The 21,539-nt window shown below is 35.1% G+C and carries 16 protein-coding genes; 6 read left to right on the top strand and 10 right to left on the bottom strand.

What is annotated here, in order from left to right:
* The 10 genes from SCA31_RS05240 to SCA31_RS05195 all read right to left on the bottom strand — a co-directional run bounded on the left by SCA31_RS05240 (nt 1) and on the right by SCA31_RS05195 (nt 9,353).
* Nucleotides 1–402 (bottom strand): sugar 3,4-ketoisomerase, encoded by a 402-nt coding sequence (locus SCA31_RS05240; protein ID WP_106916896.1) that lies wholly within the window; start codon nt 400–402, stop codon nt 1–3.
* Between the two features lie 258 nt (nt 403–660).
* Nucleotides 661–1,524, bottom strand: a complete 864-nt coding sequence (locus SCA31_RS05235; protein WP_410695765.1) for a glycosyltransferase family 2 protein — start codon at nt 1,522–1,524, stop codon at nt 661–663.
* Nucleotides 1,500–2,435 (bottom strand): glycosyltransferase family 2 protein, encoded by a 936-nt coding sequence (locus SCA31_RS05230; protein WP_410695763.1) that lies wholly within the window; start codon nt 2,433–2,435, stop codon nt 1,500–1,502. The genes SCA31_RS05235 and SCA31_RS05230 overlap by 25 nt, the downstream gene beginning before the upstream one ends.
* 109 nt (nt 2,436–2,544) lie before the next feature.
* Complete coding sequence (locus SCA31_RS05225; protein ID WP_410695761.1) at nt 2,545–3,330, bottom strand: class I SAM-dependent methyltransferase; 786 nt, start codon at nt 3,328–3,330, stop codon at nt 2,545–2,547.
* Nucleotides 3,317–4,558: a polysaccharide ABC transporter ATP-binding protein gene (locus SCA31_RS05220; RefSeq protein WP_410695760.1), complete on the bottom strand. Its 1,242-nt coding sequence runs from the start codon at nt 4,556–4,558 to the stop codon at nt 3,317–3,319. Before SCA31_RS05220 ends, SCA31_RS05225 begins: the two co-directional genes overlap by 14 nt.
* Before the next feature lie 43 nt (nt 4,559–4,601).
* Complete coding sequence (locus SCA31_RS05215; RefSeq protein WP_410695759.1) at nt 4,602–5,450, bottom strand: ABC transporter permease; 849 nt, start codon at nt 5,448–5,450, stop codon at nt 4,602–4,604.
* A gap of 172 nt (nt 5,451–5,622) precedes the next feature.
* On the bottom strand, nt 5,623–6,486 hold the full coding sequence (gene rfbA / locus SCA31_RS05210) for a glucose-1-phosphate thymidylyltransferase RfbA (protein WP_109621466.1): 864 nt from the start codon (nt 6,484–6,486) through the stop codon (nt 5,623–5,625).
* Nucleotides 6,487–6,493: 7 nt separating this feature from the next.
* Nucleotides 6,494–6,946: a hypothetical protein gene (locus SCA31_RS05205; RefSeq protein ID WP_410695757.1), complete on the bottom strand. Its 453-nt coding sequence runs from the start codon at nt 6,944–6,946 to the stop codon at nt 6,494–6,496.
* 9 nt (nt 6,947–6,955) lie between these two features.
* Entirely contained in the window at nt 6,956–8,035 is a 1,080-nt protein-coding gene (gene rfbB / locus SCA31_RS05200; protein WP_410695756.1) for a dTDP-glucose 4,6-dehydratase, read from the bottom strand.
* Nucleotides 8,036–8,039: 4 nt separating this feature from the next.
* The gene (locus tag SCA31_RS05195; protein ID WP_410695754.1) at nt 8,040–9,353 is read right to left on the bottom strand and encodes a UDP-glucose dehydrogenase family protein; all 1,314 of its coding nucleotides are present in this window, start codon (nt 9,351–9,353) and stop codon (nt 8,040–8,042) included.
* A gap of 215 nt (nt 9,354–9,568) precedes the next feature.
* Here SCA31_RS05195 and rimP point away from each other — a divergent pair, with 215 nt between their 5' ends.
* The 6 genes from rimP (at nt 9,569) to SCA31_RS05165 (ending at nt 21,527) form a co-directional block, all read left to right on the top strand.
* Nucleotides 9,569–10,036 carry a ribosome assembly cofactor RimP gene (rimP, locus tag SCA31_RS05190; protein WP_410695753.1) on the top strand — a complete coding sequence of 156 codons (468 nt, stop codon included), beginning with the start codon at nt 9,569–9,571 and terminating at the stop codon, nt 10,034–10,036.
* A gap of 16 nt (nt 10,037–10,052) precedes the next feature.
* A complete protein-coding gene (nusA, locus tag SCA31_RS05185) occupies nt 10,053–11,288 on the top strand; it encodes a transcription termination factor NusA (RefSeq protein WP_106916884.1) in 1,236 nt (411 codons plus the stop codon).
* 77 nt (nt 11,289–11,365) lie between these two features.
* Complete coding sequence (infB, locus tag SCA31_RS05180; protein ID WP_410695751.1) at nt 11,366–14,329, top strand: translation initiation factor IF-2; 2,964 nt, start codon at nt 11,366–11,368, stop codon at nt 14,327–14,329.
* 662 nt (nt 14,330–14,991) lie between these two features.
* Entirely contained in the window at nt 14,992–18,006 is a 3,015-nt protein-coding gene (locus SCA31_RS05175) for a SusC/RagA family TonB-linked outer membrane protein (protein ID WP_410695750.1), read from the top strand.
* Nucleotides 18,007–18,011: 5 nt separating this feature from the next.
* The gene (locus SCA31_RS05170) at nt 18,012–19,469 is read left to right on the top strand and encodes a RagB/SusD family nutrient uptake outer membrane protein (RefSeq protein ID WP_410695748.1); all 1,458 of its coding nucleotides are present in this window, start codon (nt 18,012–18,014) and stop codon (nt 19,467–19,469) included.
* Between the two features lie 102 nt (nt 19,470–19,571).
* Complete coding sequence (locus SCA31_RS05165) at nt 19,572–21,527, top strand: putative porin (protein ID WP_410695746.1); 1,956 nt, start codon at nt 19,572–19,574, stop codon at nt 21,525–21,527.
* Nucleotides 21,528–21,539: the final 12 nt, after the last annotated feature.

Here is a 21,539-nt window from a genome sequence, read left to right as displayed (position 1 = left end):
TTAATAATTTTTAAATTCTTCAAAATCTCTGAAGTAATCTTTCTCATCATACAATTCTGAAGCCAGGCAAAGCAAAACGGCATTATGAGTAAACTGAATATCTCTCCAAATTAATTCAGGGATATACAATCCTTTGGTAGGATGATCTAAAACAAAAGTTTCCTTATTTCCTTCTTTATCTTCAGTATTAAAGGTTATTGTTCCGGACACTGCAAATATGACCTGTTGAAGTTTTTTATGTGCATGACCTCCACGGGTCACATCTTGTGGAGTATAATAAGTCCAATATACACGTTGTATGTCAAAAGGTACATCCTTTTGTGCTTCAGCTATTGTAATGTAACCTAATTCTGAAGAACCTATCTTGTCAAGAAGAAGAATATGTGGCTTATGTTTTTCCATTAATATATTTAAAATGTTCAACAATTGTCAATGTAATAAAATCATCGAAGTTAAGGCTATTCTTATTATTAAACCAACCTCGGAGGTGTTTTGAACCTCAGGGATGAGAGATACATTAGATTGCTAAACGACTATTGAGGGTGTAAAATTATGAATTTATCTTGTTTTTGTAATCAAAGACGATCAGATAACATCAAACATGAAATTCAATATCTCAAATTTTTCCTGAATTTGAATGAATCTCACGAGCAGATGTGGTTATTTTTTTTTCTGAAAAAGGTTATAATAATACTTCTTAAAAGCGAGATAACCTGCTATAAATCTACCACCTGTTATTTTATTAAACTCAGATCTTAATTGTATAAGCTGATTGGTATGTACATCAATCATATGATAGGCCAGTCTGTCGTGAAGATCCTCACCGTATAATTTTTTTAGGACAGGAAGTAGCTGAACCCTGCGAAGAAGAATGTTATTATAATCAGAAGACAAACTTTGTTTATCATTTTCTTTCCGATAATGGGCTAACGGTTCATCAATAAGCACGGCTTTCGGGTGGTTTTTGGTGATGTATATCCACATCAACCAGTCTTCATTATGTTGTAAGGTAAGATCAAAACGAAACCCATCCAGTAGTTTTCTGGAAATTAAAGCACAATGTATGGGAATGGTGAATTTTAGATTCCATCCGAAAACGATATTGTCAAATGTCAGATAGTCTTGTTCAATCCTGTTGTAACCAGGTAAGTGTTGGCCGTTTCTATAGATTGTAAACTGGCTTACAATCAATTCGTAATTTTCATTTCCGATGAGACTTTTTGAAAATTTTTCAGGATCAAGAATGTCATCTCCATCTAAGAATTGTACATATTCTCCTGAAGCTTTATCAAGACCTGCATTTCTTGCAGAAGAAATACCTCCGTTTTCTTTATATATATAGATAAACCGGCTGTCTTTTTCCAGCCATCTTTTGGCTACCTCTGCGGAGTGATCCGTAGACCCGTCGTTTACAATAATGCATTCCCAATCTGTAAAGGATTGGTTCAATAAAGACTGCAGACATTCATCAAGATAATTCTCTTGATTATAGCATGGTACTATGATGGAAATTGTAGACGACATTTTCTTTTGATGTAATAAATTTTTTTGAGTGCCTTTAAAAAAGCTTTAATTTTAAAATGTTTAAGATAAAAGAATATTATCGAATAATGAGCATTATAGGTTTTGTAATTACTGACGTTTAAATATTCTTCTACCACTCCGGATATGAACTGGTAATCAAATAATGAAGAATACTGGGTAACCAGAATTTCCTTTAACTCAAAATAAGCTTTCTGCTTTTGATCATCTAAATGATCTGAACCTGAAATGCTGGAACCTGAAATTCTTACCTTTACTTTGCTGTTCTTGGTGTAGAGGATATTATTTCCTTGAGCAAATAAAAATATGGCCAAATCATCGCTTCCCCAAGCTAATGTCATTTTTTGAAACCCTATTTTTTTATAGCTGTCAAGCTTGAAGATGTTTTCGGAAAGACTGCTCTGTATTTCGTGAGTGTATTTTTTGATGAAAAACTCTGACGGTTTCAGCTCTGAAAAATCATAATCAAAATCTTCTATCACCTGATCATGTTCGTCAATCCATTGATGTGAAAACTTAATCACAGAAATCTTTTTAGCCTCAACTAAAGGTAAGCTTTGATAAAATACATCTACGAAATTTTCAGAGATCATATCATCATCCCCTAAGATCTGAAACCATTTTTCCTGAACATTTTCCAATATTCGCTCCCATTGAAGCGCCAGATTTTGACCGCCAATATTTTTTTTATAATCAAAATAATGATAGGTCCCCCCTTCAAAATATTTCTGAATGATGGGCAGGGGATCATTTGGGCTGGCGTCATTACCTATATATAAAGTAAAGTTCTTGTTGGTTTGTGCTGCAACAGATTTTAAGGTTTCCTCAAAAAAATCTATCTTATAGTAAGGGATCACTATAGCCAGCTTATTCTGATGATTCTGAGGCGTCATTGTATCAGGTTTTTTATGTTATATTTTTCCAATCAGTAATGAACTACACAATAAATAGATGATGATTTAATACTTAGTTGATTCTTGTTCAGAAGAACCATTCAATATTTTACTTACTGGATTTTTTCTTCAATACTAGTAGCTGATACCCTTCATTACATAAATTCATATCATATTGATTAGTGAATTTTTCAATATCTTTTCCGGTTATATCTAATACTTTTTCCGGAGATATTCTATTGAGAATACGGTTTTTGATGGTATATTCTTGTCTTTTTCTTTCACCCGGTATTTTTATCTGTTGTAGCATAATCTCAACGATTTCGAATTTATCTGTAAACAGCTTGTGGAAATCATAGAAATTCCATTCAATAACGTGAAATGGATTATTGGGTTTTGTATTGGTAACTTTAGTAATGGGAGTAGAGATTAATAACACTCCGGCATCGCTTAGGTTTTTATATAAGTTGTCGATAAAGTCAATGTAATCAGGAACATGCTCGATGGTTTCAAAGCTTACAATGACATCGAAAGGATATTCATTTTTGTATTTTACACCATCTTCAACTAATCTTTTTAGGTTGTGGTGAGAGTATCTGTAATTTCCGTAACGAACTGCTTCCTCACTTAGATCCACACCAATTATAGATTCAGCCTCACCTTGGTTTGCCAGAAGATAAGTGCCATAGCCACAACCGCAGGCAATATCCAGAACTTTTTTCCCTTTTGTGTAGCCTTGTGCATATTTATATCTATCCAGATGTTCGTCTTCATATCTTTTTAACATAAAGCCATATACCCATCTTTCTGCTTTTCCATATACAAGTAAGTCAGACAGATTTCTCAGTTCAAAATTTGTACAGAATAATTCTTCTTCAATATTATTTTCTCTCATTTGTCCAGTTTTGGTTTATAATAAAATATCCTTGTGAATAATCGGGTTTTTCTAATGTGAAATTATCTTTCACATTCACTTTTAGTCCTTTGTCGTAGTAATCTAATGTTTCAGCATTGTCACCTATATAAATTTCACAGGTGTATTTACCTGATTTTAGTGGGAAATTATCTATTGTACAATAAATCATGTTTTCTCCGATGGATAGATCAAACATTTTTTGAAAATGAGCAGAGAAAGGAGTAAATAACCTGTTTCCCATGTCATCATTAAAGCCAATACCTATTTTAACATTTTTTAAATTCTGGCTAGAGTAGATGTTAAATTCCAAAACACCATTTTTAGCGGTTTGTAAATTGCTTTCATTATCATCTTCACTATAGGAATTGAAATTTTTCAAGTAAACCTCTTTGTCAGAATTAGGAATGATATCTTCACTTTCCGCATTGTGGGAATACATGCTTATGATCGTGCTGATATCAGAAGACCCTTTCAATAATCCATTCTCTAAAAGAATTCCTTTTTTGCAAAGCTGCAAAATGCTAGGAAGATTATGGCTTACAAAAAGAATTGTTCTTCCTTCTCCTTTTGTAACATCTCCCATTTTTCCCAGACATTTTTTCTGGAATTCTGCATCACCTACAGCCAATACTTCATCTACAATAAGAATTTCAGATTCTAAGTGAGCTGCTACGGCAAAAGCAAGACGAACATACATTCCTGAAGAATATCTTTTTACAGGAGTGTCAATATATCTTTCAACACCCGAAAAATCTACAATTTCGTCAAATTTACGCTTGATCTCTTTTCTGGTCATTCCCAGAATAGCTCCATTCAGGAATACGTTTTCACGGCCTGTCATCTCAGGATGGAAACCAGTTCCTACTTCTAGCAGTGAAGCGATTCTTCCATTGGTGTATATTTGCCCTGTAGTAGGCTTGGTAACTTTACTTAGTAGTTTTAACAGGGTAGATTTTCCAGCTCCATTTTTTCCAATGATTCCTACGGCATCCCCTTGTTCAATTTCAAAATTGATATCACGAAGAGACCAAACATACTCAGAATCTCCCTTTGTTGTTCTGTCGTTAGCTTCACCTATTTTTAAATAAGGATCTTCCTTTCCTCTTACCTTGTGCCAAAATCTATTAAGGTCATGAGATAAGGTTCCCGTTCCCACCTGTCCGAGGCGGTACTGTTTTGATATATTTTCTGCTTTTAAAGCCAGCATGTTTAATTTGAATTTTAAATTAATAGAAGGTAATTCCCAAGTATTATACAGTATCCATAAAGGTTTTTTCAACCTTATTAAAGATAAGTATTCCTATTAGTAAAAGAATAAGAATAATGACCGTACTGATTCCCAGCATTAAAGGCGAGAAATCACCTACGCCTAACCAGGCGTATTTAAAACATTCAAAAATCCCTGTAAGAGGATTGTAATACGCCAGTTTTTTGAAACCGGCAGGAAGTGAAGAAACCGGATAGATTACCGGAGTTGCATACATATATAAGCTGATTCCAAATCCCAGTAGCATACTAAGGTCCTTATATTTGGTAGTAAGCGCAGAAAATATCATCCCCATACCTAGGGCGAAAAACGCCATTAATATAACTAAAAAAGGAGTTGCAAGAATCCATATATTAGGATGTACTTTTCCTTGGCTTAGATAATAGGCCCATGCAAGAATAAATAAAAGAAACTGCACGGAAAAGCGCATCAGGTTAGAAATAACAATGGAAATAGGAGTAACAAGCCTTGGAAAGTATACTTTTCCAAAAATAGTTGAATTTCCTACAAATGTACTGGAGGTTGCCAGCAGTGAAGCTGAGAAGTAATTCCAAAGTGTTACGCCTGCCAGATAAAACAAAATAGGCGGAGCGCCATCTGTAGGAAGCTTGGCAATAGCACCAAAAACAACCAAATATACGATCGTTGTTAAAATAGGATTAATAAAAAACCAAATCGGTCCTAAAATGGTTTGCTTAAAGCTTGATATAAAGTCTCTCTTTACAAACATGTAAATAAGATCTTTATATCTCCAGACCTCCTTGAGTTTTAAATCAAATAAAGAATGATCTGCTTCAATCGTTTCTGTCCACTTTTGTTGTGGTTCATTCATCTGTGTAAGTTTTTGCAAATTTATAATAATTAATTCTTACCGGATTTTTCAGTTTGCAAATGATTATTCATATAAAACTAAAAAATAACAACTAATATATTGATATTTGTTGTTATGGACAAAAACTATTGGCCATAAAGCCAATAGTTTGTAAGATCTATAAATTATGTAATTATTTCCCTACGAGTTGTTTCAGGTATTCTCCATAGCCGCTTTTTCCATACTTTGCAGCCGTTTCCAATAACTTTTCTTCGTTGATGAATTTATTTCTGAAAGCAATTTCTTCAATACATCCAATTTTGAAACCTTGTCTTTTTTCAATTACGCTCACAAATTCAGAAGCGTCATGAAGAGAATCAAAAGTTCCTGTATCCAGCCATGCGGTTCCTCTATCCAAGACACCAACTTCAAGCTTTCCGTTCTTTAGATAAACGTTGTTAATGTCCGTGATTTCAAGCTCACCTCTTGCAGATGGTTGTATATTTTTAGCAATCTCCACGACATCATTATCATAAAAATATAATCCTGGAACAGCATAGTTTGATTTAGGTTTCAACGGTTTTTCCTCAATAGAAACAGCTTTGAAATTCTCATCAAATTCTACTACACCATATCTTTCAGGATCAGCTACGTGGTAGGCGAAAACTACACCTCCATTGGGATTAGTTTTGTTTTTTAGTAAGTTGCCCATTTCGGAACCATAGAAGATATTGTCTCCTAAAACAAGTGCTGCTGGGTCGTTACCAATAAATTGATCCCCCAGAATAAAGGCTTGAGCTAAACCATCCGGGCTTGGCTGTACAATATATTCTATATTACAGCCAATTTGGGATCCGTCACCCAAAAGTTTGATGAATCCTGCTTGGTCATGCGGAGTTGTAATAATCAGGATATCCTTAATCCCTGCTAAAAGCAAAGTAGAGAGCGGATAGTAAATCATAGGTTTGTCATAAACAGGCATTAGCTGCTTGCTTACGGCAATTGTTAGAGGGTAAAGTCTTGTTCCGGATCCTCCGGCTAATATTATTCCTTTCATCTTTTTATTATTTTATATTCTCTATTGCATAGTCCATCTGATTTTTAATATTCAGATCAATGGTAGGAGTCATTAATAGTGCAGAGTTGCCTCTGGACAATTCGCCTCCTATACTCTTATGAAACCTGATCAGCTCTTTTAGATTTTTTTCTGATATAAAAGAGAATGAACTATATAATGAAATTTTAAAATCATCAAAATTAAAACTGTTGATGATTGAATTGGCTTGTTTCTTTGTAAGCAGTTCCTTTGGGGGATCTACATTATAATCAAACATTTTGAGTTCAAGATACTCTTTAGCATAATTGATCAATGCTTCCTTGTAATGAGATGCTTCTATAAATTCATCAATCAACTTTTGTTGAGACAAATTTGACATTGCCGGAGGCGGAGGGGGAAGCTCCTGAGCCACGGCAAAAGAATAGAATGCTACAAAAAACAATGAAACAATATACTTCATTATGTTGTTTTAGTTGTATTGGTTTTCGTAATACTTCTGATAATCTCCACTGGTCACATTCTCTAACCATTCTTTGTTTTCAAGGTACCAATCGATGGTTTTCCCCAATCCCTCTTCAAAAGTTACAGATGGTTTCCATCCTAAATCTTTATTGAGTTTAGTGGCATCAATAGCGTAACGTTTGTCATGGCCTGGTCTATCCTTTACAAAAGTGATTAGCTTTTCAGAATGACCTTCAGGTTTACCTAGTTTAGCGTCCATTTGCTTGATAAGTTCTTTTACCAAATCGATATTCTGCCACTCATTGAAGCCTCCGATATTATAGGTTTCACCAGTTTTTGCATCATTGAAGATTTGATGAATCGCTCTGGCATGATCAATTACAAATAACCAGTCTCTGGTATATTTTCCGTCACCGTAGATAGGTAAAGGTCTTTCATTGATAATATTGGAAATACAAAGTGGAATTAACTTTTCCGGAAAGTGATTGGGGCCATAATTGTTTGAACAGTTTGAAACAATGAATGGCATCCCATATGTATTTCCATAGGCTCTTACCAAGTGGTCAGATGCTGCTTTTGATGCAGAATACGGTGATTGTGGATCATAAGAAGTTGTTTCAAGGAAAAAACCGGTTTCTCCTAAACTTCCATACACTTCATCCGTAGACACATGATAGAATAAGTTTGTTCTTTTCTCATTGGGGAATCTTCCGTGGGTATGGTCAGGATTTAATGTCCAAAATTCCTTACATAGATTAAGAAGATTAGCCGTTCCATTTACATTGGTATTGATGAAAGCCATTGGATCTGTAATACTTCTGTCCACGTGGCTTTCTGCTGCCAAATGAATAACAGCGTCCGGATTATACTTTTCAAAAACTTTTCTTAGTTCTTCAGGTTTTGTAATATCAGCTTTTTCAAAAACATAATTAGGTTCATTTTCAATGTCCTTCAAGTTTTCAAGATTTCCGGCGTAGGTTAATGCATCAAGGTTGATGATTGTCATGTCCGGATTGTTTTTTACAAATTCTCTTACAACATGAGATCCGATAAATCCGGCTCCTCCGGTAATGATTATACTTTTCATTTATTTATTTTGAGATTGTCTTTCTACCTATACTTTTATAATAAAATCCATTTTGTTCCGGGATTTCTAGCGGATACATATTTCTTCCATCAAAAATTACCTTGTTTTTCATTTTTTTAGCCATAAGCTCAAAATTAGGATTTTTGAATTCAGGCCATTCAGTAGAAATAAATAAAGCATCTGCATCTTCCAGTGCATCATACATGCCTTTGGCATATTGTATTTTATCACCAAGAAGTTTTTTTACATTATTTTCTGCAACAGCATCATAAGCTACAATTTCTGCGCCTTTTTCTAATAAGAGGGCAATATTATCTAAAGAAGAAGCCTCTCTGATATCATCTGTATTGGCTTTGAATGCAAGCCCCCACATGGCAATCTTCTTTCCTTTAATATTTCCTCCGAAGTATTTTTCAATTTCAGAAACAAGAATTACTTTCTGTGCGGTATTTACATTTTCTGTCGCTTCAAGGATCTGGAAATTAAAATCCTCTTGTTTTCCGGATTTTATAAGTGCTTTTACATCCTTAGGAAAACAGCTTCCTCCGTATCCAATACCCGGAAACAGGAATCTATGCCCAATTCTGTCATCGCTTCCCATTCCTAATCTTACCTTATCTACATCAGCGCCTACCTTTTCACAGTAATTTGCAATTTCATTCATAAAAGTGATTTTTACAGCTAAGAATGAATTGGCGGCATATTTCGTAAGTTCAGATGATTTCTCATCCATAAAAATAATAGGAATTCCTGTATTGGTAAATGGCTGATATATTTTAGCCATAATGTCTTTTGCTTTCTCGGAACTGGCTCCAACAACTACTCTTGAGGGATTCATAGAGTCTTCAACAGCGAAGCCTTCTCTTAAAAATTCTGGATTTGAAACAACATCAAAAGGAATGTTGGTTTTAGAAGAGATCGCTTCCCTTACCCTGTCCGCAGTGCCTACAGGTACAGTGCTTTTATTCACAATGACCTTATATTCCGTCATCATCTCACCGATATTATTGGAAACCTGAAGTACATAAGACAAATCTGCAGATCCGTCTTCTCCGGGAGGGGTGGGTAGGGCTAAATAAATTACCTCACTTTTGTCCAGGGCTTCTTTAAGATTAGTAGTGAAGAATAGTCTTTCAGATTGGATGTTTCTAAGGAACATCTCTTCAAGGTTCGGCTCATAGATGGGAACAATGCCGTTTTTCATACCTTCTACTTTTTTTTCATCAATATCAACACAGTATACTGAATTGCCAAGCTCTGCCAGAGTAGTTCCTGTAACCAATCCTACATAACCTGTTCCTACAATTGTTATATTCAAAATGTTTGTTTTTTTAAATTCAAAGACAAAAATAATAAAAATACTTTCACTTGCTCTTTTAATTTATGGTAAATGGAATTCACGCTATTTACTTGATAATAAGATAATTTTGCATTTTTGGAAAAAAGACGTATATTTGCATTGGATTTACGGAAAAAATGGGAAGGCTTCGGAAGAAAGCCTTTTTTCGTACTGGTAAATCAAGATAAAAATTTATGGAGTTTAGAAAAAGAATTGAAGAATTATTAAATGAATTCCTTGAGACCAGAAAAGATCTGTTTCTTATTGATCTTAAGTTCTCTACAGGGGATGATATTACGGTGATTTTAGATGGTGACAACGGAGTTTCTTTGCAAGATTGCCTTGATGCAAGCCGTGCAGTTGAATTCAATATGGATCGTGAAGAACATGACTTTAGCCTTCAGGTAATGTCTGCAGGATTAAGTGAACCATTGTCTACTCCAAGACAGTTTAGAAAAAATTTAGGAAGAGAGATTGAGGTGATGTTGGAAGATGCTTCTAAAATTGAAGGAGAGCTGTCAAAGGCAGATGAAGATAAGATCACACTTGTTTTACGTTACCGCAAACCAAAAGATATTGGAAAAGGGAAAGTAGACGTGGAGGAGGAAAAGGAAATTCCTTACTCTGAGATTAAAAAAGCATTAGTAGTAATTAAATTTTAAAAAGAAAAAAGAATAGATGGATAATATAGCGTTGATTGAATCCTTTGGTGATTTTAAAGACGAAAAGGGGATCAGTAAGATTGATCTTATGGCAATTATTGAGGATTCACTGAAGACACTTTTGAGAAAAAGATTTGATTCAGATGACCACTTTGACGTGATTGTAAACCCGGATAAAGGAGATTTTCAGATATTTTTAAATAAAACGATTGTTGAAGACGAAATGTCTGAAGACGATGACCTGGAAATTGAAATTTCTGAAGCAAAGAAAATTGACCCTACTTTCGAAGTAGGCGAAGACTTTACCATGGAAATTCCTGTTGCTCAGTTAGGAAGAAGAAATATTCTTACCCTGAAGCAGATCTTGGCTACAAAACTTCAGGAGCATAACAATGCAATGCTGTATGAGCAATTTAGAGATAAAATTGGTGAAATTGTTGTTGGAGAAATCCACCATATCCGTCATAAGCATGTGATCTTGCTGGATGATGAAGGAAACGAATTTATTTTACCAAAAGAAAACCAGATCCCATCTGATTTCTTTAAAAAGGGTGAGAATATCAGAGCTATTGTTGAGACAGTAGACTTTAAAGGTTCAAAACCACAGATTATTATTTCCAGAACTGCACCTAAGTTCCTTGAGAAGTTATTAGAGCTGGAAATTCCTGAAATTCAGGATGGAACCATTATCTTGAAAAAGGTAGTGAGAATACCTGGAGAAAAGGCGAAGATTGCAGTAGATGCTTATGATGACAGAATTGATCCTGTAGGAGCTTGTGTAGGAGTGAAAGGATCCAGAATTCATGGGGTTGTAAGAGAGTTGAGAAATGAAAACATCGATGTTATTCAGTGGTCTAAAAACCCTGAGATTTTGGTGAAGAGAGCTTTAGGAAATGTTACCATCAATAAAATTGATATCAATGAGGAGCAAAACTACGCGTTAGTATATACTCCTGTTGAAGAGATTTCTAAAGTAATTGGAAAACAAGGACAGAATATTAGACTGGCTTCTTGGTTGTCAGGATATGAAATTGATGTATACAGAGAATCCAGCGAGGATGACGACGTTGAATTGAGAGAATTTAATGACGATATCGAGCAGTGGATTTTGGATGAGTTTAAGAAAGTAGGACTTACAACTGCAAAATCAGTATTAGATAAAGAAACTGAAAGTCTTCTAAATATGGTTGACCTTGAAGAAGAAACTATCGAGGATGTTAAGCGTATTCTGAGAGAAGAATTTGAAGATTAAGATGTAAAATAAATCTTAATAAACAGTAAAAAGGAAATACTTTAATTTTAAAAATTAAAAAACAGTAAATAATATAGATGCCAAAAATTAGATTAAATAAAGCGGTTAAGGAATTCAACATTTCGATGTCCAGATTAGTAGAGTTTTTACAGTCTAGAGGTTTCGTGGTTGAAAGCAATCCTAACGCTCAATTGGAAGAATCGGCATATTCTGCATTGGAAGCTGAGTTTGCTAAAGATGGCGAACAAAGAAAAGCTTCCCATGAGGTGGTGATCACTAAAGTTCCGGAAGAAAAACTGGAAATTGAAGAAAAGAAAACCCCTGAAGTGATAAGAGCTAAAGCAAATAAACCAGAAACTAAGATTTTAGGTAAGATAGATCTAGAACCTAGTAAGCCCGAAGTTGAAGAGGCACCTGCAGCTCCTGTGGCGCCTGTAGCGAAACCGGTTGAAGAAAAGAAAGAAGAAATAGTGAAAGAAGAACCGGAAGTAAAGGCAGCTCCTGAAAAGCAGGAATTTAAAGTTTTAGATAAAATTGATTTGTCTCAAATAGAATCTAGAAATAGACCTGTGAAAAAAGACAAACCAAAAGTAGAGGAGAAAAAAGAAGAAATAAAACCTGTGGAACCAGTGAAAGAAACTCCCAAACCTGTCGTTACGGAAGAGAAAAAAGTGGAAGCTCCAAAAGTAGAAGCTGAACCAGAATCTCAGGAACCTCAGAAAATCGAGACAGTTTATCAAAAACTTGACGGTCCTAAGATTGTCGGAGAAAAGATTGACTTAACTCAGTTTGCACCAAAACCAGGTTCTGGAGCAAAAAAGAAAAGAAAAAGAATTGAAAAACCCGGAGGTCAGAATAATAACCAACAAGGCCAAGGGAATAATCAAAACTCCGGAAATAACAACCAAGGAGGTGGGCAAGGTGGAAACCGCCCGCATAACAATGGTGGTCAAGGCGGCCAAGGAAACCGTCCACCAGGACAAGGGGGTCAAGGAAACCGTCCACCAGGTCAGGGAGGTCAAGGTGGAAACCGTTTCGGAAACAATAACCAAAACCGTCCAGGCGGTCAAGGTGGTGGATTTAAGAAAGGTGGTCAAAACAACAGACCTGGTCAGAGAGTTATGCCAGTTGAATTAACTGACGAACAAGTTAAAAACCAGATCAAGGAAACACTTGAAAAACTTACCAATAAAGGAGGTAAATCTAAATCTGCAAAACACAGAAAAGATAAGAGAACGTATCGTAGAGAACAGGATGAACGTCAGCAAGAGCTTGAAGCACAAGACAGAACTCTAAAGGTTACAGAATTTATTACAGTAGGTGAATTAGCGAGCTTAATGAACGTTTCACCAACAGAAGTGATTTCTGCATGTTTCTCACTTGGGGTTATGGTTACCATGAACCAAAGACTGGAAGCTGATACCTTATTATTAGTAGCAGATGAATTCGGTTATAAAATTGAATTCTCCGATGCTGATCTTGAAGAAAGCGATAGCGAAGAAGAAATCGATAACGAAGAGGATCTTGTATCAAGAGCTCCAATTGTAACGGTAATGGGTCACGTTGACCACGGTAAAACTTCATTGCTTGACTACATCAGAAAAACGAATGTAATTGCTGGTGAATCTGGAGGAATTACACAGCACATTGGTGCTTATAATGTGAAGCTTGAAAACGGACAGAGAATTACTTTCTTAGATACTCCTGGTCACGAAGCATTTACAGCGATGAGAGCCAGAGGTGCTCAAATCACGGATATTGCAATTATTGTGATTGCTGCCGATGATGATGTAATGCCACAAACAAGAGAAGCAATCTCCCACGCACAAGCAGCTGGTGTACCAATGATTATTGCTTTAAACAAGGTAGATAGACCAACTGCAAATCCTGATAATATCCGTCAGCAACTTTCAGGAATGAATATCCTGGTAGAAGAATGGGGTGGAAATGTTCAGGCGCAGGAAATTTCTGCAAAATTTGGTAATAATATGGATGTTCTATTAGAGAAAGTATTACTTCAGGCAGAAATGCTTGATTTAAAAGCTAATCCTGATAGAAATGCTCAAGGAGTTGTTATTGAAGCTTCACTAGATAAAGGAAGAGGATATGTTGCTACAATGTTGGTACAAACAGGTACACTAAGAGTAGGAGATTATGTAGTGGCTGGTAAAAACCACGGTAAGGTAAAAGCAATGCTTGATGAAAGAGGAAGAAACCTTACAGAAGCAGGCCCATCTATTCCTGTAACTATTTTAGGTTTAGACGGAGCGCCTACAGCTGGTGATAAGTTTAAAGTATATGAAGATGAGAGTGAGGCTAAAACTATTGCCAATAAGAGAGAGCAGCTTCAGAGAGAACTTTCAATCAGAACTAAGAAGCATACTACACTTGAAGAATTAGGTAGAAGAATTGCCTTAGGTGATTTCAAAGAATTGAACATTATCTTGAAAGGTGACGTGGATGGTTCTGTTGAGGCATTATCTGATCAATTACAAAGATTGTCTACTGCAGAGATTAACGTAAATATTCTTCATAAAGGAGTAGGTCAGATTACTGAATCTGATGTTAACTTAGCCGCTGCTTCAGATGCAATTATTATTGGATTTAACGTGAGAGCTGGTGGTAACGCTAAAGATCTTGCTGATAGAGAAGAAATTGAGATCAGAAACTATTCTGTAATCTATGCTGCTATTGAAGAAGTGAAAGAAGCTATGGAGGGAATGCTTTCTCCTGAGATTAAAGAACAAGTAATCGGTAATGTTGAGATCAGAGAGGTATTTAAAATCTCTAAAGTCGGAACAATTGCAGGATGTATGGTTCTTACAGGAAAAGTGGCTAGAAACTCTAAAGTAAGAGTGCTAAGAGATGGTATCGTGAAGTTTGACGGAGAGCTTGAAAGCTTGAAACGTTTCAAGGATGATGTGAAGGAAGTAACTAAAGGTTACGAATGTGGTCTGAACCTGAAAGGGTATAACGATATTGAAGTCGGAGATATTCTTGAAGTTTACGAAGAAGTAGCTGTTAAGAAAAAACTGAAATAACATAATTCAGATAAATTATAAAAAGCCGTCCCATTGGGGCGGCTTTTTTGTGTAGAATTTCTGTAAATAATATCTTTCTTAACTGGATTCTTACCCTTGTCAGAATTTGCTTTGCTGTACTTGAGGAAAGTTACTATGGCTTCTTTTTTTCATGATAGCTATTTTTATTTATGGATTTCCTTATAGAATGTAGATAAGGAAATTTTAACCTTTGAAAAGTTTTTTCTGGATGATGCTGAGTTTTACGATTTCCCTTTAAGAGGATATAATACACTATCTAGAATTGATGTTTCAAAAGGCTTTTTTAGGTTTATAGAAAAGTCATTTGTTAAAATTTTACTATATATCGATAATCAATTCTGTAAATAAGGTTGATATTTTACTTAGATCTACTTAGTTCGTTGAAAATTAGTACTATTATAATTTAGATTTATTATAAATAATTTTTTTTTAACTGATTATTAAGTGTTAAAATTGGGGTTTTCAAAGCGTGATTTTAAATTTTGTTAAATTTAAATCATGAAAAATTATGAATTCTTCTATATATGTAGCTGTTGGCCTATCGGATTGTGAATAAAAGCACCATGTTTGCAAGTAAAAAATTTGCTAGTGTTAATATTTATTAACATATTTGCCTCTAAAATATATTAAAATTTGTTAATATGAATGTTAAACTACGTGTATTATCTGCAGGAGTTTTGTTCTTTATGGGAGGACAGACGTTGCTGGCACAAAAAAAAACTAATGATACAATTTCTGAAACGAAGGAGATTGATGAAGTAGTAGTTGTTGCTTTCGGAACTCAAAAGAAGCAATCTATTGCTGGATCTGTTGCAAAGATTGATGCTAAAGAATTAGCTAATGTTCAATCGAGTAACATGATTACATCACTATCCGGTAAAGTGGGTGGGGTACAGATTACTACGAACTCAGGACAACCTGGGGATCCACCACAAGTTAGATTTAGAGGTATCGGATCACTTTCTTCTTCTAACAACCCTCTATATGTAGTAGATGGGATGCCTTATAATGGGAATATCAATGCATTGAATAATAATGATATTGAAAGTATCACTTTCTTAAAGGATGCATCTGCTAACGCATTATACGGAAGTAGAGGGGCAAACGGGGTTGTAATGGTTACAACTAAGAAAGGGAAAAAAGGAAAAATGAACATTACTTTTGATACAAAATTTGGGGTTAACTCAAGAGCTGTAAAAGAGTATGATTTAATAACAGACCCGGGAGAGTTTTATCAGGTTTATTTTGAGAGACTTAGAATAACCAATATGGCTCAGGGTATGAATTATGCAGATGCATCTGCTGCTGCTGCTGCTGATCTTATTGATGGAGATGAAGGACTACGTTATAACGCTTATAACGTGCCTGGTGATCAATTAATTGATCCTGTAACAGGAAGACTTAATCCAAATGCTAAGCTTTTATATCAAGATGATTGGCAAAAAGAAATGTTTAAGCCAAACACTAGACAGGAATATAACGTTAGTATTCAGGCAGGTTCAGATAAACTTAACACCTATTTCTCAGCTGGATATTTAAATGACCAAGGTTTCTTGTTGAATTCAGGGTTTAAGAGATTTACAGGACGTTCAAAGGTTGATTATCAAATCACAGATAAATTAAAATTAAGTACTGCAATCAACTATACCAGAGCTGATCAGGTTGCTCCAAACTCTTTAACAGGAAATGCAACTTACTCTAACCTAATAGGATGGGGGAGAAGTATCGCTCCTATTTATCCAATTTGGGCAAGAAATTCTGATGGTAGCTTAAAATATACCAGAGAAGGAGATGTGATGTATGATTTTGGTCATCCAGGAAACCCTAATGGAATGGGATTAATGAGACCTTATGGAGGTGGATTGAATACATATGCTAAGGCTCAATTAGACCAAGTTAGAAATGTTGAGGATAATATTAGTGGTAGAGCTAGCTTATCTTGGGATTTCTATGATGGCTTTAACTTTACCTATAACTTCGGTATGGATATCGTTGATGGTAACTATAGTGTTTATGGAAATGGTTTAGGGGGAGATTATTATCCATATAATGGACAGGTAAGATCTTCCACTTCGTTTGAACAAACATTCAATAACCAACAGTTATTATCTTGGAAAAAGAACTTTGGAAATCATAATCTAGATATTATGGTTGGTCATGAAAATAATGACTTTAGTTCAAAGATGCTTTCAGGAACAAGAACAAACTTAGTAATTCCTGGTTTGAATAACGTTAGTAACGGATCAAGATTCTCTGATCTGAATGGTTATAATGACTACTATAATGTTGAAGGTTTCTTATCCAGAGTGAATTATGGTTATGACAATAAATACTTTGTTAATGCCAGTTTCAGAAGAGATGGTTCTTCCGTATTCAGTCCAGAAAACAGATGGGGGAATTTCTTTGGTTTAGGTGGTGCGTGGATGGTATCTAACGAGAACTTCCTAAAAGGTAACAAAATTGTTTCAAGTTTAAAACTTAAAGCAAGTTACGGAGAGCAAGGAAATGATGCTTTATATTACCCATCTTCAGTAACTTTAAATCACAGAAGTTATTTTGGATTTGCTAGAAACTACAAGGCTTACCAGTCTCAATGGGAAAATATCCCTGATGCAAGTGGAAACACTTCAATTGTACAGGTATATGAAGGAAATGATAACATAAAATGGGAAACTTCTAAGAACTTTAATACAGGTTTTGAATTAGAATTGTTCAATAGAGTTAACATTGATGTTGAATATTTCCAGAGAAAAGTAAATGATCTATTATTTAACTTCCCTATAGCAACATCTACAGGAACTGCATTCCAAACAAGAAATGTTGGTGATATGCAGAATACTGGGGTTGAATTGAATATTTCAGCAGATATCATCAAAGGAGCAGACTTTAACTGGTCAGTTTATGGAAACGGTACATATTATAAAAATAAAATTACCTCTTTACCAAGTTCATTCGTTGCAGGATCATTTAAATTCAATGAAGGGCAAGAAGCATATACTTACTATATGAGAAAGTTTGCAGGGGTAAATGCTGCTAATGGTAATGGTATATGGTATGTAGATACAAAAGATGCAAATGGTAATGTTACAGGACAAACAACTACTGAGAACTATGCTGCTGCTACTCTTTATTCACTAGATAAATCTGCAAACCCTAAATATTATGGAGGATTTGGAACTAAAGTAGGATATAAAGGAATTAACCTTTCTGTGAATTTCGGATACCAATTCGGAGGGTACATGTATGATGCTACTTATGCAGGTATGTTAACATCTAGATCATCAGGTGATGTTACTAATTTCCACAAGGATATCTACAATACATGGACACCTAATAACACTAATGCTTCAATGCCAGCTGTTGATAGATCTAGACAAAATAATATGTCAGCTTCTGATCTATTCTTGATCAAATCAGATTATATCAGTTTAGAGGATGCTTCCATTACTTATGATCTTAGCAAGAATCTATTACCAGAAGGAATTTCAGGAGTTACTTTTGGAGTGTTCGGTACTAACTTGGCAGTTTGGTCAAAAAGAAAAGGAATGGATCCACGTTTGATTAACTTGGGTAACTCATTAGCTACCAATGGTGTTTCTACCAATAAATATGGAGCACAAAGAACAATCTCTTTTGGTTTAACAGTTAAATTTTAATTAAAATGAAAAAAATATTCGGAATACTATTTTGTTCCACTATTATATTGACAGGGTGTAGCAAGGATTATCTGGACACAGATTTGAAGTCAACAATCAATCAGGATCAGATTGATTCATCACCTACAGCTCTACAAGGGCTTGTAAACGGGGTTTATACCAGTCTTCATACTTACGGTCTGGCAGAATCTTCTACTCACGAAGCTTGGGGACATAAAGCGGTACTTTCTGCTATGGATATGATGTCTAATGATATGTTGAATAATAGAGGAAGCTGGTTCAATAATTTCTATAACTATACAGCAAGAATCCAAACAAGTATTAGAACTGATATGATTTGGAATACATATTATCAGCAAATTAAAGCTGTGAATTATGTTATTGCTTCTATTGAAAAGACTGGAGTGTCACCTCAGAATAAAATGATCTATGGTCAGGCTCTTGCATTGAGAGGGTATATGCACTTTATGTTGGCTCGTGTTTTTGGACCAACCTATGTAGGTCATCTAGCTGACGATAGCATACCTTTATATACTGAAGTTACATTGGTGGGGAAACCTCGTTCTAGTGTAGATGTTGTTTACAAACAAATTGTTAAGGATTTAACAGACTCATTAGGATATTTAAGTGGTTATACTAGAGAAAATAAAGAGAAAGTAGATACTCGTGTTGCTCAGGCATTTCTTGCGGAAGTTTATCTAGAAATGGGTAATTATGCTTCTGCTGCTACAATGGCTAAGAATGCAAGAACGGGTGTTGTACAACCAACAGAAGAACAATGGTTGGATGGTTTCTATGATCTTCAGTCAAGCCCAGATGCTATTTGGGGAGGTATTATCTCTGAAGCTACTACTTCTTTCGTAGCGAGTTTCTTTGCACACTTTGATAATACTGATCCGGGAGGCTATGCTGTTGCTTTTAATAAGTTAATTGATAGAAGATTGTATGACGCAATGCCTGCAACTGACTATAGAAAAAAAGCTTTCCAGTCTGCTAATAATGCAGCTCCTTATGATGGAGTAAGTGGAGTAGGCTTACCTAAATATGCTGGCCTTAAGTTTATTGATAAGTCAATAGGACAAGGAGGAGATTATATCTATATGAGAGCTTCAGAGATGTATTATATTGAAGCTGAAGCTTTGGCAAGAACAGGAGATGAGGCTGGTGCTAAAAATGTTCTAAACGAAATTTCTTTAAAAAGAAACTCTGCTTATACTGTAACAGCATCAGGACCTGCATTAATTAACGAAATTATCTTACAAAAAAGAATTGAACTTTGGGGTGAAGGATGTGCTTGGACTGATATGAAGAGATTAGGAGTTGGTCTATTAAGAGACTACCCAGGAACTAACCATAATCTTGCTGCAGGTAGAATCAATATTCCAGCTGGAGATTTAAGATTTACTTTCCAAATTCCTCAAACGGAAATTTTGGCTAATCCAAATATTAAACAAAACCCTTAATCGGCTAGTTTAATATTGATAATACTAAATAGGCTGTCTCACTTTCGAGACAGCCTATTTTATTTACTATTATTTCTTATTTTTGCTGTACAATAATGAATAATGAAGTATATACTTTTCATAATCACTCTCTTTAGCTTTGCTGTCAAGGCACAAGTTGTAAATACAACAGATGCAAACAAGTCTAAGCCATCGGAAGATACCATAGTCATAGATTCAGGCAAGAAAGATTCCTTAAAGATCTTTAAACCTACCATTAACGACTATCAATTTCAAACCCAATTTTCAGAAAAGAAAGTTTTTGATACGGTGATGACTTTTGATAAAACCCTTATTTTTTCACAATACAATAATGCTGATAACTTTGGAAGAGTACAGCCTGCTAATATAGGAGCAGGATTCAATCCATTGGTATTTGAAGTAAATGCTGAACAAAATCTTTCCTTACTGCCATCCAATAAATCTTACATGATTCTTGGAGCCAATGATGTAAAGTATTATGATGTAAAAACTCCTACTGCAACGTTTATCTATCATAATGCCATGAGAAACGGAGCCGCTTTGCAATCTACCTACACCCAAAATATTGGAAAAAGATTCAACTTTGCCCTTGAATATATGGGACTTCGCTCGCAAGGATTGTATAGAAATTCATTATCAGCAAATAACAATACCCTATTCTCGGGACATTATACTTCTAAAAGTGGGAACTATGAACTTTTTGCCCACTATCTTCATCAAAATATAAATAATCAGGAAAGTGGTGGTATTACTGAAGATAATCTGTTTCAAGAGGGGTCCAGTGATTATAAAAATAGACAGAATGCTCAGGTGAATTTAGCATCTAGTAGCTCACAATATGCTTATAGAAGATACTATTTGAGCCACCAGTTTACGCCATTCAATGCGGAAAAGTTTCCTTTCAGTATCAGACATACAATGTCTCACCAAGGAAATAAATACTATTATAATCAAGGGGCATTGGAAGCTTACTGGTATGATCTGCCTACGGAATTAGTTAACGGTTTTCCACTGACTACAAAAAAATACTCCAGTAACTTTAGTAATACAGTAAGCTTGGTTTTTAACAATGAAAAATTCAAGCTGGATGCGGGGGTTCGTTACCAGACCATTAAGTTGGGAATAAGAGATCTTGTTTCCCTTAACGGGGTTCCTTTTCCTGAAGAGCTTAAGGAGAATAGAATTGGAGCTGTAGGAAATCTACAGGTAAAACTATGGGATAAAGTTCAGTTGAATTCATTTTTAGAGTTTTCCAACGGAAGTCAGTTTAAGAGTTTTCTTAAAACAACCAACAACCTGAAATTTGAACCCATAAAAGATTACTTTGTTAATGCAAAAGTGAATTTCCAAAGCGCTTATCCATCATTCAACTACTTATTAAATACTTCGGTGTACAACAATTTCAATTATTATCTTGAAAATGCGAAGAATCAATCTGTGATGGAAATTGGGGGAAGTATCAATCTGAAATGGTTCAAGACACAAATCTTTGCCAACTATTTCAGAATTGATAATTATACGTACCTTGATAACGATGCTAAACCTGGATTCGGAGCCACCCCAAAACAAAGCGAAAGCTCAGTGAATATTTCTCAGATCGGTGGAGATGCAACATTCAGTTATGGTAAATTCCATTTGAATACAAGATTACATTTCCAAAATGTAATGACTAATAAAAATTTGTTACCGATGCCAAGTTTTATCGGAAGAGCCAATTTCTTCTACCAGACACAGGCATTCAAAAAGGCAGCTGAAATTCAGGCAGGACTTAAGGTGTATTATTTCTCTAAGTTTGCTTCAAGAGATTATTCACCAATCCTTAATGAATATATCCTCCCCAATACAGATTCTTTCTCAATCGGAGGACAGCCTATGGTTGATCTATACATTAATATGAAAGTTAAAAAGATGTTCTTTTTCATAGAAGGTCAGCAAATGGGAACCTTTATTTCTCATAACAAAGCATATGCGTTCCCACATTATCCGGTGTATGATTTCAGATTGAATATTGGGATTGTGTGGTATATGTTCAACTAAAAATTATACAAG

The sequence above is a fragment of the Chryseobacterium sp. SIMBA_028 genome, assembly GCF_046535285.1.
GTDB lineage: Bacteria > Bacteroidota > Bacteroidia > Flavobacteriales > Weeksellaceae > Chryseobacterium.
This window is presented reverse-complemented; position numbering and strand designations above follow the sequence as displayed.

What these genes read in the sequence shown, in the direction of transcription:
- SCA31_RS05240 (WP_106916896.1), bottom strand. Translation starts at nt 402, where the DNA reads ATGGAAAAACATAAGCCACATATTCTTCTTCTTGACAAGATAGGTTCT.
- SCA31_RS05235 (WP_410695765.1), bottom strand. Translation starts at nt 1,524, where the DNA reads ATGTCGTCTACAATTTCCATCATAGTACCATGCTATAATCAAGAGAAT.
- SCA31_RS05230 (WP_410695763.1), bottom strand. Translation starts at nt 2,435, where the DNA reads ATGACGCCTCAGAATCATCAGAATAAGCTGGCTATAGTGATCCCTTAC.
- SCA31_RS05225 (WP_410695761.1), bottom strand. Translation starts at nt 3,330, where the DNA reads ATGAGAGAAAATAATATTGAAGAAGAATTATTCTGTACAAATTTTGAA.
- SCA31_RS05220 (WP_410695760.1), bottom strand. Translation starts at nt 4,558, where the DNA reads ATGCTGGCTTTAAAAGCAGAAAATATATCAAAACAGTACCGCCTCGGA.
- SCA31_RS05215 (WP_410695759.1), bottom strand. Translation starts at nt 5,450, where the DNA reads ATGAATGAACCACAACAAAAGTGGACAGAAACGATTGAAGCAGATCAT.
- rfbA (WP_109621466.1), bottom strand. Translation starts at nt 6,486, where the DNA reads ATGAAAGGAATAATATTAGCCGGAGGATCCGGAACAAGACTTTACCCT.
- SCA31_RS05205 (WP_410695757.1), bottom strand. Translation starts at nt 6,946, where the DNA reads ATGAAGTATATTGTTTCATTGTTTTTTGTAGCATTCTATTCTTTTGCC.
- rfbB (WP_410695756.1), bottom strand. Translation starts at nt 8,035, where the DNA reads ATGAAAAGTATAATCATTACCGGAGGAGCCGGATTTATCGGATCTCAT.
- rimP (WP_410695753.1), top strand. Translation starts at nt 9,569, where the DNA reads ATGGAGTTTAGAAAAAGAATTGAAGAATTATTAAATGAATTCCTTGAG.
- nusA (WP_106916884.1), top strand. Translation starts at nt 10,053, where the DNA reads ATGGATAATATAGCGTTGATTGAATCCTTTGGTGATTTTAAAGACGAA.
- infB (WP_410695751.1), top strand. Translation starts at nt 11,366, where the DNA reads ATGCCAAAAATTAGATTAAATAAAGCGGTTAAGGAATTCAACATTTCG.
- SCA31_RS05175 (WP_410695750.1), top strand. Translation starts at nt 14,992, where the DNA reads ATGAATGTTAAACTACGTGTATTATCTGCAGGAGTTTTGTTCTTTATG.
- SCA31_RS05170 (WP_410695748.1), top strand. Translation starts at nt 18,012, where the DNA reads ATGAAAAAAATATTCGGAATACTATTTTGTTCCACTATTATATTGACA.
- SCA31_RS05165 (WP_410695746.1), top strand. Translation starts at nt 19,572, where the DNA reads ATGAAGTATATACTTTTCATAATCACTCTCTTTAGCTTTGCTGTCAAG.